This is a genomic window from Campylobacter sp. CNRCH_2014_0184h (genome assembly GCF_025772985.1).
In the GTDB taxonomy this organism is placed as follows: Bacteria; Campylobacterota; Campylobacteria; order Campylobacterales; family Campylobacteraceae; genus Campylobacter_D.
In genome coordinates this window covers 94,073-106,523 of sequence record NZ_JAKMTB010000001.1, presented here as the reverse complement: position 1 = coordinate 106,523, position 12,451 = coordinate 94,073, and the positions used below count along the sequence as shown (strand labels likewise).

The window sequence follows — 12,451 nt, the reverse complement described above, 5'->3', positions numbered from 1 at the left end:
AGAATAAAATGTATATTTTTTCTTCCTTATTTAGTATATTTTGTTTGCTTTTTGGTGGATATTTTGCTAAAAAAATCAAAATTTTAAAACAAAAACAAGCGCGCGCTTTTTTAGATTTTGCTATTATTTTTGCCTTGCCTTGCTTGATTTTTGAGCGTGCTTATCATTTAAATTTTGATTTTTCTTTGATTGTTATTATATTGCTTGGGTTGGGTTGTGCTATTGTTTCAGCATTATGTTGTGTATTTTTAGCTCTTTGCTTTAAATTTAGCAAAAGCACTCTTGTAAGTATTTTTTTACTTTCTAGCTTTGGAAATACTTTATTTGTAGGTATACCTATCATTAGTGGAATTTATCAAGATCCTCATTTTTTGGGCGAGATTATCCTTTATGATGCGCTTGCTACTTCTTTGCCCGTAGCTTTACTTGCTCCCTTTATCATCTCTTTAGCTAGCGAGCAAAAGGTAAGCTTTTTGCAAAATCTTAAAAGAGTTTTCACTTTTCCACCTTTTGTTGCTTTGATTTTAGGACTTTGTTTTAAGTTTACTGCACTTCCTGATTTTATCTTTGAACCTTTGCGTATGCTTGGATCTAGTGCCACACCTATAGCACTTTTTGCCATAGGTTTAAATTTAGGCTTTTTAAGTATAAAAACTTCTTATAAAGCAACTATAATAGTCATTTTTGGTAAAATGATACTCACACCTTTAATCTTTTTAGTGCTTTTAAAGCTTTTAAATTTCAAATTAAATCCTAGCTCTATCATTGCTTTACTTGAATCAGCTATGCCTACTATGACAATGGTTGCAGCTATGATTATGAAAGCAAAACTTGATACGAATTTAGCGGTTAGTTCTGTAGCTTTTGGTATAGTTTTTGCCTTTATTTCTTTACCTATTTGGGTATATTTTCTAAGCTAAGGATATAAATGGCATTTGCTATCTTTGGAAAATATCTTTATGATAATCTTGTCTTCACTCTTAAAGCTCACACTCAAAAAGAAAGCAAAAAAGCTTTTAAAGCTATAGAAAAATATAAAAATCAATATTATTTTTTAGGTTATATTCAATATGAATTTTATAAATATCTAGAAGATAAAAATTATAAAAGCAAAGAACCTTTTTTGTATTTTTTTGCTTTTAAATCAAAAAAAATCTTCACAAGCGAAGAAAAAAATTTAAACTTTTATCCAAACTTTTCATCCAATTTAAACCAAGAAAAGTATTTTGAAAACTTTAACAAAGTTAAAGATGCTATAGCTAAAGGTCAAAGTTATCAAGTTAATTTTACTCAAGAATTACATTTGCAATCAAATCTTAATATGTATGAGAGTTTTTTAAGCCTTTATCCCAAGCAAAATACCCCTTATAAAGCTTATATGAAAAATGAATTTTTAGAGCTAGCTTCATTTTCACCTGAGCTTTTTTTTAAAATCAAAAATAAAAAAATTATCACAAAACCCATGAAAGGCACAATCAAACGCTCAAATGATCCAAAAGAAGATGAAAATCTAAAAAATTTTTTAAAATGCGATGAAAAAACCATTAGCGAAAATGTAATGATAGTTGATTTATTACGCAATGATATTTCAAAACTCATCAAAAAACATTCTTTAAAATGCGAACTTTTTAAGGTTAAAACCTACCCTACCTTACACCAACTTATTTCAAAAATAAGAGGAAAATTAAAGCCAAAAAATGATTATTTTAAAATTTTCAAAGCCCTTTTTCCATGTGGATCCATCACAGGAGCACCCAAAATAGAAACCATCAAACTCATAGAAAATTTAGAGCAAAGAAAACGCGGTGTTTATTGTGGAGCGATAGGTTTAATCCATAAAAACAAAGCAAAATTTAGCGTAGCCATACGCACTTTAGAGAAAAAAAATAATGATGATTTTTTAAGATATGGTGTGGGAAGTGGGCTTGTGTGGGACTCACAAAAGCAAGATGAATTTGAAGAATTAAAACTAAAAAGCAAAATTTTAGAACCTAACTTTTACTTGTTTGAAACAATGTATTATAAAAATCATTCTATTTTATTTTTCAAAGAACATTTACAAAGAATTTTAAACTCAGCTAAATTTTTTGGCTTTGATACTCAAAGATTAATGCATGATTTTAAAAATATACTAGAGAGTAAAGATAAAAAATTCCATTTTAAATCTTTACAAAATTTCAATAATTTTGTTTTCAACCATCATCATTTTTTTACAAAAAGTAATTTTACTCAAAAAGGCTCAAAAGCTATTAAATTAAAACTTTTCAAAAATGGTCTTTATGAGTTTGATTTTAGCGATATACAAGAAAATTCAAGCAAAAAACTACTCATAAGTAAAAACATCGTAAAAGTAAATCTTTTAACACACCATAAAACTTCTCTGCGTAGTTTATATGAAGCAAATTCTCATCTATGGAAAGAAAATATTTGCTATGACATAGTTTTTTTTGATGAAAAAGGCATACTTTGTGAGGGTTCAAGAACTAATATTATCATAAATTTAAATGATGAGTATTTTACTCCTTATGCCAAAAACTGCCTCAATGGCATTTATAGACAAGCACTCTTAAAACACAAGCTCATCAAAGAAAAAGATATCACTAAAGATGCGCTTTTAAATGCTAAAGAAATTTATGCTATTAATTCTTTAAGAGGCTTAAAAAGGGTGTTTTTGTGAGAGTTTTGATTATAGATAATTATGACTCTTTTACCTACACTATAGCCTTTTATTTAAAAGAATTAAATATTACTTATAAAATCATCAAAAACGATAAATTTAAAAACCCAAAAAAGCTTAAAAAATATGATTTTACTCATCTTTTAATCTCCCCTGGACCAAATTCTCCAAAAGAATCAAAGCTAAGCTTAAAAGCTATAAAATATTTTAAAAAAGATAAAAAAATTCTTGGAATTTGTCTAGGACACCAATGTATAGCACATATTTTTGGTGGTAAAATTTCTAAACTTCCAAATCCAACTCATGGTAAAGTAAAAACTATAAAATTTAAACCAAACCCACTTTTTAAAAATCTTAATCAAAATTTTAAAATTTGTTTATATCACTCTCTTTATGTTAGCCATATAGGTAAAAAATGTGAAATTTTAGCCCAAAGTGAAGATAATATCACCATGGCTTTAAAACATAAAAAATACGACATTTATGGAATCCAATTTCACCCAGAAGCCATACTAAGTCAAAATGGTAAAAAGCTACTTAAAAATTTTCTTGCTTTATAATTACTTTAAGTTATATTTTCTATAATAAAACAAAAAGTTTAAAAATGAAAATTTTATATTTACTTTTCTTGCCTTTATTTTTGCTAGCTAATAATCTTAAAGAATTTATAGATTTAAGTTTAAACAATGAAAATTACTTACAAAAGCAACTTCAATTTTCAAAAAGTATTTTAGAACAAGAAAGTGTGCAAAATGCTTATTTACCAAGTTTACATTTAGGTGTTTCTTATCTTGGCTCAAACAAAGATCGCTTTATCATAGAACCCCAAGAAAGTCTAATGAGTACTCTTTCGCTTAAATTTTTACTTTTTGATGGGGGTAATAGAGAAGCAAAAATCGCTAGCATGCAAAGTCTAAAACAACTTGCTCATCTTGAAAAAGAAAACATGGCAAATTATATGGCGCTTAGTGCTAGTGTTTTGTATTTTAATTATCTTAGTTTAGAAAGTATTATAGCAAGTGATAAACAAAAAGAAATCACTCTGCAAAATCAACTCAAGCGCTTAGAAAATTTTTACCAAGCTGGACTTGCTAGCCAAAGTGAGCTTGAGAGCATAAGAGCAAAATTTGAGTTAAGCTCTTATGAATTGGCTCAAAATGAATTAAAACTATATGAATTAAAAAATGAAATTTATAATCTTAGTAAAACGCATTTTACGCCTTCTTTTCAAAATATTTTACAAGAACCAAGTGCAGAAAAAAACAAAAGCTATGAAATAGCCCTTATGCAAGAAAAATTAAATTTAGAAAATTTAAAAATAGACTCTGCTAGAGCTGAGTTGTTTCCAAAAATATTTTTACAAAATAGTTTTAGTTTTTATGATATGAACTACAATCCTAAATTACCGCATGAGCTAAAATCAACAAGCGAAAGCTTTTTAAAAGAACATGGACAAAGCAATCGTTTTATTTTGGCTTTTGAGTGGAAAATTTTTGATTTTGGTGCTAATCAAAAAGCTCTAGAAGCTCAAAAATATACAAGCAAAATCACTCAATTAGAGCTTGAAAAAACTAAAAGAAAAGTAGATATAGAACTAGATAATCTTTTACAAGAAATTGAAATTTCTAAAGTTAAAATAAAAGCATTAAATGCGAGCTTCAAAGCAGCTAATTTAGCTTTTGAGGCCATTGAGAAAAAATACATTGCAGGACTTTGCTCATATGTAGAATACCTAAATGCATTAGAATTAAAATACAAAAGTCAAAGTCAGCTTGAACTAGCTAAAAATGAATATGAAATTACAAAAGCAAGGTATTATTTTACAGCTGGAATTGATATAAAAACAAAGGTTTTAGAATGAAACTGGTATTTCTAACTTTATTTTCTCTACTCGCTTTAAAAGCTGAAGAAATTTATGCTAGTTTTGATGTGCTTGCACAAAATCAATCAAAATTATCCTTGCAAAGTGCTGGTATAGTTAAGGCAATTTATGTGAATGTTAATGATAAGGTAAAAAAAAATCAAGTTTTACTTAAACTTGAAGATTCTAGCGAGCAAATAGCCTTAAAATTAGCACAAAATGAATACAAACTTGCCACTCTTGCGCTAGAACATGCTAAAAGTTCTTTAGAAAAATTTAAAAAGGTACAAGAAGTTATAGATAAGCAAAGTTATGAAAATATTTTATTTGAGTTTCAAAAAGCACAAAGCTTGCAACAAAAAGCCTTTTTAAACATACAACACTATAAAGACTTAATCGATAAAAAAACTCTAAAAGCACCTTATGATGGGATTATTTCTAACAAATATATCGACATAGGCGATGGAGCTAGGGGAATTTCTCATGTTTTATTTGATTTTTTTTCTTATCCAAAAGTAAAATTGCTTTTAAGTTTTGATGAGAAATTTAAAGATAAGGTAAAAATCGATGATATTTTTATTTATAAAATAGACTCAAATGAAAAAGAATACCAAGGCAAAATCACACTTATTTATCCAAGTATAGACATAAAAACACGAAAAATTTATGCAGAAGTTGAGGCCTTAAACTTTACTCCAGGTTCTTTTGGAGAAGGAAAAATCATCACCAAGGATTAATCTTGTATCGTTTTGCTATTAATAATCCTATTGCTGTTTTGATGTTTTTTATCGCTTTGGTGATTTTTGGTACTTTTTCTATTTTTAGTATGCCTATTAATCTTTATCCAAAAGTAGATATTCCTTTGATTAAAATTACCACCACCGCTAATGGGGATTTAAAATTCATAGAATCTAAAATAACCAAAGAAATAGAAAATGCAATTTCAGATGTACAAGGGATAAAAAATATCAATTCTACAAGTTATAATAATTTTTCTATTTCTGTTGTTGAATTTGAACTAGGCAAAAACTTAGAAGTAGCTGCAAATGATATTAGAGATAAACTTAATACTATTAATCTTCCAGCAAAGCCAACCTTAGAAAAAATATCCCCTGATGCAGGATCTGTTGTATCATTATTTTTAAGCTCCAAAGATCATTTAAAACTTATGCGTAAGATTGACAATGATATAAAACCATTTTTACAAAAAATTTCAGGAGTTGGAACGATCAATGATATAGCCTTTTTAAAACCACAAGTTCAAATCAAACTCCTGCCTAATGCCTTGCAAAAATACCACATTAATGCACTTGATGTAGCTAAAATCATCCAAAGTCATAATTTTAAACAATATCTAGGTGAGTTTGAAAATTCAAAAGATAATTTCACCATCAAAGGATATTTTGAAGCACAAAATTTAAAAGAGTTAGAAAATATACGCATTTTTAGTGGAATATTTTTAAAAGATATAGCAAATATTAGCTATGGCTTAGAAGATCAAAAGCAGTTTGCAATACTTGATACAAAAGATGGGGTATTACTTGAGCTTAATAAAATTTCTGGTTATAACTCCTTAAAAGTTATAGAAAATATCAAAAATTCCTTAAAAACACTACAAACAATAGCAGGCAATGAGGTAGAAATTAAAATAGTTTACGATAAGAGCCAAAACATCTTAAAACATATCAATCAAGTTATTTTTGATATGGTTTTTGGCGTGATTTTAACACTTTTAATAGTGTATGTATTTTTAAGAAATATCAGTGCGACTATTTTAGCTTTTATTGTTTTACCAACTTCGATTATTTCTAGTTTTTTTCTCATTAATCTTTTAGGTTATGATATTAATCGCTTAACCATTATAGCTCTTACTTTAAGTATAGGAATTTTTATAGATGATGCTATAGTCATCATTGAAAGTATAGCCAAAAAAGCAAAAACACTTCCTCCTTTACAAGCTTCATTTGAAGGGATCAAAGAAATAGGCTTTAGCGTCTTAAGCATTAGTGCGGTTTTATTGTGTGTGTTTATACCTATTGCTTATATGAATTCAGTTCCTGGTTTATTTTTTAATGTATTAGCTACTAGCGTTGCTTCTGGTGTGATTATAAGCTATCTTGTAAGTGTATTTTTAATACCTACCTTAAGTGCTAGATTTTTAAATACTAGCGAAAGCACATTTTATAAAAAAAGTGAATTTTTATTTATAAAACTTGACTTATTTTATGAAAAGCTACTTTATAAAGTTTTAGCTAATAAAATTAAATTTATCCTATCAACGCTTGTTGTAATTATTTTATGTTTTTCTTTAGCTCCTAAAATAGGCTTGGATTTTCTACCTATAGAAGAAGATAGTGAAATACAAATTTTATTAGAAAGCAAAAACGACTTATCTTTAGAAGCTATGAAAGAAAAAAGTTTAAAAGTATATGAAAATATAAAGCAAGATCCAAGTGTTGCTTATGCATATTTACTTATAGGATATAATGACGCAAAAGAAATTAAAAAAGCAAAAATTTATGTAAAATTAAAACCTTTAAATGAAAGAAAATTCAGACAACCTAAGCTTATTAGCCTTTTTCAAGAAAAATTAAACTCCTATGAAGACTTAAAGATAAAAGTTTTAGAACTCCCTAAAATAGAAGGAGCAGGCATTGAAGATCCAGTTCAAATTCAAATTTTAGGTGATGATTTAAAGCTAATAAAAGAAGCTATTAATAGAATGAAAGAAGTGTTTTCAAAACACGAAGGCTTTGTTGTTATAGATGATAATGAAGGAGATTTAAAAGAAGAAATTGCTATTAATATCAATAGAGAAAAAGCTGCCAAACTTGGTATTAACCCTCAAGAACTTGCTTATGTCTTGGCTTATTCCTTTGGAAATTTAAGCGTTGGAAATATGGATTATAAAAATTTTAAAGATGAAATTATCCTTAGCTTTGATGAAGCTTTTAAGCAAAATCCAACTAGTTTAGAGCTAATAGAACTTAAAAATCATAACAATGAAAGTATAAAACTTGCTAGTATTGCTAGCTTTTCTTATAAAAAAGATCTTTCTTTAATTAACAGACACAATAAAACTACTAGTATAAAACTCACTTCAAGCATAGAAAACATTTCTTTGGGTGAAGTAAGAAAAATTTTTGAGTCCAATTTAGCTTATATTTTAGGAAAAAACAACCTATCTTTTGCTTATTCTGGTTTTTTGGACTTTTTAGATGATACCATTAGTGGATTTTTGTTTTCTATATCTTTGGGAATGATTTTGATTTATTTAATCCTTGCTTCTTTGTATTCAAGTTTAATACTTCCTTTAATCATCATGATAAGCATGCCTTTGGCCTTTGGTGGAGCTTGTTTTGGAATTTTTATCACAGGAAATCACTTTTCTTTATTCGTGCTTGTAGCTATTATTTTGCTTTTTGGAATGGTAGGAAAAAATGCTATATTATTAGTAGATGTAGCTAATAAAAAATGCGATGAAGGTATGGAAGTAGAAAAAGCACTAATTTATGCAGGAAAAAGTCGTTTAAGAGCCATTTTAATGACAACTTTTGCGATGATTTTTTCCATGCTTCCACTAGCACTTTCAAGGGGTTCTGGTTTTGAAGGAAATTCTCCTATGGCCATTGCTATTATATTTGGTCTTATTAGCTCAACCTTACTTACACTTTTAGTAGTGCCAGCTTTATTTAAATTTGCTCATAATTTAGATGTGAAAATTAAAAAAATCTACCAAAGAGAGAAAATTTAATTAAAAACTCTCATATTCTTTAGCTATAAAAACTTCATCATCTTTTACAATTAATGGGCGTTTTATGAGTGTTGGACTTTCTAAAATCATTGCTTTAATTTCATCTTGGTTTAAATTTTGAAGTTTTTCTTTATTTAAGCCTAATTTTCTAGCACTCATACCCGCTGTATTTACAAGCTCTAAAACACTTCTTTTGCTAAGCCAAAAATCTAAAGTTTCCTCATCTAGCTTTTTAATATCTAAAAATTCAAATTCAATTTGCTTAGAATTTAAATAATCCATAGCTTTTTTAACACTATTACAATTTTTAATACCATAAAATTTTAACATTTTCTTGCCTTTTTAACTAAGTCTGCTATGATAAATGCTAATTCTAAAGCTTGATCGGCATTTAATCTTGGATCACATTGTGTTTCATAACGTTTAGAAAGTTCTTCTTGAGTGATATTTAAAGAGCCTCCTACACATTCAGTTACATTTTGCCCTGTCATTTCCAAATGTACCCCACCAGGATATACTCCCTCACTCATAGCTATTTCAAAAAACGCACGCACTTCTTGAATGATTTTATCAAATTCTCTTGTTTTAAAATTACCTGATTTAACTGTGTTTGCATGCATAGGATCTATGCTATAAAGTATATTAAATCCTTCTTGTTTTAACTCTTTAAATAATTTTGGCAAGGCATTTTCTATCTTATCACATCCCATACGAATGATGAAATTTAATCTTCCTGCTTCATTATGCGGATTTAAAATACTTACTAGCTTTTTAATCTCATCTAAATCATAATTAGCACTAAGTTTAACACCAAGTGGATTTTTCACTCCACTTAAAAAATGCACATGTGCTTCATCTGCTTTTCTAGTACGCTCACCTATCCAAAGCATATGCGCCGAACAATCATAAATTTCCCCACTTAAACTATCTACCCTAGTCAAAGCTTCTTCATAAGGTAAAAGCAAGGCTTCATGAGAAGTATAAAAGGCTGTTTGAGAAAGATTTGGAGTATCGGTGATACCACAAGCATGCATAAAGGCTAAGGCTTGAGTGATTTTTTCACTAAGTTCATCATATTTTCTCCCAAGCTCTGCTTTTTTTAAAAAACCCAAATTCCACTTATGCACTACTCTTAAATCCGCTAAACCACCTCTTGAAAAAGCTCTTAATAAATTTAAAGTTGTAGCACTTTGATAATATGCTTCTAGCATTCTTTTAGGATCAGCTATTCTTGATTTTTCATTAAATTCAAAACCATTAATAATATCCCCGCGATAACTTGGAAGCTTTACTCCTTCAATTTCTTCAAAATCACTACTTCTTGGCTTTGCAAATTGTCCTGCAACGCGCCCTACTTTAACGATGGGACAAGATCCTGCAAAAGTAAGCACTATAGCCATTTGAAGCATAATTTTAAACATATCTCTTATATTATCAGCGCCAAAATTTACAAAACTCTCCGCACAATCTCCTCCTTGGAGTAAAAATGCTTGTGAATTTACAACATTAGCAAGGGATTTTTTTAATTTATCCACCTCACCTGCAAAAACAAGCGGTGGTAATTTTTCTAATTTTTTAACAACATCTTGTAATTCATTTTCATCAGGATATTGTGGTTGTTGCTGAATTTTATAATTTTTCCAAGAATCTTTAGTCCATTTCATAGCTTAACTTCCTCATTTTAGTAAGCTAAAATTATACAAAATGAGGCTTAAATTAAGATTTTAAAACACTTTTAATGCGTTCAAGACTATCTTGCTTATATAAAGTTAAGCGCACTATAGAATCTTCTAACGCTAAAAGATTATGGATTTCATGAGCTTTTAAACTTACACTATCCAGTGTTTTAAGTAGAATTTTTTGGTTTAAAACTCCAAAATCAATGGAGCCTTTTAATACTTGTATGGTAATATCAAAAGGCGCTTTATGATCTTTCATAAAGCTATCTTTTGACATAGTTATGCAGATTTCTTTAGCATAAGCATTTTCTATTTTCTTAGATATATTTATGCTGTTTTGAATTTCTTGTTCCCAGGAAATTACTTCATATATTTGAGTTCTAAATTTCACTTTTATTTTTTAAGTTCTTTAATACGAGCAGCCTTACCTCTTCTATCTCTTAGGTAGAATAATCTAGCACGGCGTACACGACCTCTTCTTAATACTGTAATACTTTCTAAACTTTCACTATAAATAGGAAAAATTCTTTCAACGCCTACATTGTTAGCACCGATTTTACGTACGATGAAAGTTTCATCTACACCATTTCCTCTACGTGCTATACAAATACCTTCAAAATTTTGAATTCTTGTTTTATCGCCTTCTTTAATGCGAATAGCAAGTCTTAAAGTATCTCCAGCACGAAATTCTGGAACATTTTTACCTTCAATTTGTTTTTGCTCAAATTGCTCAATGTATTTATTTTTCATAACGATATTCCTTAAAATTTGCGTTCATGCTTTTGATACAAATCAGGACGAAAATATTTCGTTTTGCAAGACGCCAAAGTAGTTTTTAAAGCTGTGATTTTAGCGTGATTTCCCTTTAAAAACTCTGAAGGCACATAAAATTTTTTATTTTCCTTTTCAAAAATAAAAGGTTTGGAAAACGATGGGGCTTCCAATAAGTCATTTTCAAAACTTTCTTCACTTAAGCTTTCGCTATTTCCAAGAACATCTTGAATATTTCTGCTAATAGCATCACACATCACCAAAGACGCTAACTCTCCACCTGTAAGTATAAAATCACCTATAGAAAATACCTCATTAGCAAATTCTTCCACAATGCGCTCATCCAAACCCTCATATCTACTACTTACAAAGCAAATATGATCTTTCTTACTTAATCTTTTAGCATCAGTTTGTTTAAAAGTCTTAGCGCAAGGCAAAAGAAAAACAAAATGAACATTTTTATCTTGCTTTTTAATATGTCTTAAGCAATCATACAAAGGCTGAGCTTGTAATAAAAGCCCTGCACCTCCTCCTATTTTATAATCATCTACTTTAAAGTGCTTGTTTGTGGTAAAATTTCTAGGATTAACAAAAGCAAATTCTAATATCCCTTTTTCTTTTGCTCTTGCTAAAATAGAAGTTTGAAAATAAGGTTCAATAAGCTCTGGGAATAAACTTACAAAAGTATATTTCATGAATTTTCTAAAATATCTAAAGCAGATCGTGTGAATATTTTTTTATTTTCTACATCAACTTTTTGAATATATTTATCAACATAAGGAATATAAAAGTTTTTAACCTTTGTCTGTAGTTTTTCATCACATTTTATACAAAATAAAAATCCTGCTCCATTTTCTAAAATGTCTTCAACTACACCTAATTTTTGCTCATTTTCAATAATATCACATCCAATTATATCAAAATAAAAATACTCATCTTTTTTTAATTTACAAGTTTCTTTTGTAGCTTCAATAGTTTGAAAAAGAGTAATATTAGTTAAGGTTTTGGCAGCTTCAACACTCTCAAAATCTTCAAATAAAACTAAAGATCTAGTTTTATCAAAAGCCTTTATGGTGTAAATTTTTTGATTAATATCAAAAAATTTAGCACCTATTTTAAACTGCTCATAAAAATCACTAAGATTATGTAATCTTACATAACCTTTTAAACCAACACTTTTCCCAAGTTTAGCAACTTGGACTAAATCATTCTTCAATGGCTTTTACCGTTATACGATATGAAGTTGCATCTTTAACTTTATAAGCCATAATGACTGTTTTTATTGCGTTGATTAATTTTCCATTTTTTCCGATCAACTTACCAGTATCAGATGGATCGACATAAATGATAATTTCAGCAAAATTGTTTTCTAAATTTTGTCTTTGTATATCAACTTTTTCAGGAAAATCAACAATTAATTTTGCGTATTCTCTTAAAAAATTTTCAACCATTTTTATTTGCTTGTAATAGCTGCTACTCTATCGCTTAATTTAGCACCTACGCTTTTCCAATAAGCTAAACGCTCAGCATCAAATTTTACCACTTCAGGTTCAACCATAGGATTGTAATATCCAATGCTTTCTATCCAACTACCATCGCGTCTTTTTCTACTATCAGTTACAACTATACGATAAAATGGTCTTTTTTTACGTCCCATTTTTGTAAGTCTGATTACTGTCATTTTAATACTCCTAAAAAAATTAAAATTT

Annotated in this window: 14 protein-coding genes; 6 read left to right on the top strand and 8 right to left on the bottom strand. The window is 28.6% G+C overall.

Annotation, left to right across the window (positions count from 1 at the left end; all coding sequences use genetic code 11):
* Positions 1-8 precede the first annotated feature (8 nt).
* Genes L8X36_RS00545 through L8X36_RS00520 form a run of 6 tightly spaced genes read left to right on the top strand, consistent with a single transcriptional unit; the run spans position 9 to position 8,292 of the window.
* Positions 9-920, top strand: coding sequence for an AEC family transporter (locus tag L8X36_RS00545; RefSeq protein WP_263682119.1), 912 nt, complete (start codon positions 9-11; stop codon positions 918-920).
* An 8-nt stretch (positions 921-928) separates the two neighbouring features.
* Positions 929-2,677: a bifunctional chorismate-binding protein/class IV aminotransferase gene (locus L8X36_RS00540; protein WP_263682118.1), complete on the top strand. Its 1,749-nt coding sequence runs from the start codon at positions 929-931 to the stop codon at positions 2,675-2,677.
* A complete protein-coding gene (locus L8X36_RS00535) occupies positions 2,674-3,237 on the top strand; it encodes an anthranilate synthase component II (protein WP_263682117.1) in 564 nt (187 codons plus the stop codon). The genes L8X36_RS00540 and L8X36_RS00535 overlap by 4 nt, the downstream gene beginning before the upstream one ends.
* 44 nt (positions 3,238-3,281) lie before the next feature.
* Positions 3,282-4,538: a TolC family protein gene (locus L8X36_RS00530; protein WP_263682116.1), complete on the top strand. Its 1,257-nt coding sequence runs from the start codon at positions 3,282-3,284 to the stop codon at positions 4,536-4,538.
* Complete coding sequence (locus L8X36_RS00525) at positions 4,535-5,275, top strand: efflux RND transporter periplasmic adaptor subunit (RefSeq protein WP_263682115.1); 741 nt, start codon at positions 4,535-4,537, stop codon at positions 5,273-5,275. Before L8X36_RS00530 ends, L8X36_RS00525 begins: the two co-directional genes overlap by 4 nt.
* 2 nt (positions 5,276-5,277) lie before the next feature.
* Positions 5,278-8,292, top strand: coding sequence for an efflux RND transporter permease subunit (locus tag L8X36_RS00520; protein WP_263682114.1), 3,015 nt, complete (start codon positions 5,278-5,280; stop codon positions 8,290-8,292).
* On the opposite strand, the gene L8X36_RS00515 is transcribed toward L8X36_RS00520, so the two are convergent.
* The 8 genes from L8X36_RS00515 to rpsP are packed head-to-tail and all read right to left on the bottom strand — an operon-like array spanning position 8,293 to position 12,423.
* Positions 8,293-8,622: a Spx/MgsR family RNA polymerase-binding regulatory protein gene (locus tag L8X36_RS00515; protein ID WP_263668432.1), complete on the bottom strand. Its 330-nt coding sequence runs from the start codon at positions 8,620-8,622 to the stop codon at positions 8,293-8,295.
* Positions 8,616-9,956 (bottom strand): class II 3-deoxy-7-phosphoheptulonate synthase, encoded by a 1,341-nt coding sequence (locus L8X36_RS00510; protein WP_263682113.1) that lies wholly within the window; start codon positions 9,954-9,956, stop codon positions 8,616-8,618. Before L8X36_RS00510 ends, L8X36_RS00515 begins: the two co-directional genes overlap by 7 nt.
* Positions 9,957-10,008: 52 nt before the next feature.
* Positions 10,009-10,362, bottom strand: coding sequence for a cupin domain-containing protein (locus tag L8X36_RS00505; protein WP_263663138.1), 354 nt, complete (start codon positions 10,360-10,362; stop codon positions 10,009-10,011).
* A gap of 2 nt (positions 10,363-10,364) precedes the next feature.
* Positions 10,365-10,721: a 50S ribosomal protein L19 gene (rplS, locus tag L8X36_RS00500; RefSeq protein ID WP_012661698.1), complete on the bottom strand. Its 357-nt coding sequence runs from the start codon at positions 10,719-10,721 to the stop codon at positions 10,365-10,367.
* 11 nt (positions 10,722-10,732) lie between these two features.
* The gene (gene trmD / locus L8X36_RS00495; protein WP_047208396.1) at positions 10,733-11,437 is read right to left on the bottom strand and encodes a tRNA (guanosine(37)-N1)-methyltransferase TrmD; all 705 of its coding nucleotides are present in this window, start codon (positions 11,435-11,437) and stop codon (positions 10,733-10,735) included.
* A complete protein-coding gene (gene rimM / locus L8X36_RS00490) occupies positions 11,434-11,958 on the bottom strand; it encodes a ribosome maturation factor RimM (RefSeq protein ID WP_263682112.1) in 525 nt (174 codons plus the stop codon). The genes trmD and rimM overlap by 4 nt, the downstream gene beginning before the upstream one ends.
* Complete coding sequence (locus tag L8X36_RS00485) at positions 11,948-12,193, bottom strand: KH domain-containing protein (protein WP_012661701.1); 246 nt, start codon at positions 12,191-12,193, stop codon at positions 11,948-11,950. Before L8X36_RS00485 ends, rimM begins: the two co-directional genes overlap by 11 nt.
* Before the next feature lie 2 nt (positions 12,194-12,195).
* The gene (gene rpsP / locus L8X36_RS00480; RefSeq protein WP_012661702.1) at positions 12,196-12,423 is read right to left on the bottom strand and encodes a 30S ribosomal protein S16; all 228 of its coding nucleotides are present in this window, start codon (positions 12,421-12,423) and stop codon (positions 12,196-12,198) included.
* Positions 12,424-12,451: the final 28 nt, after the last annotated feature.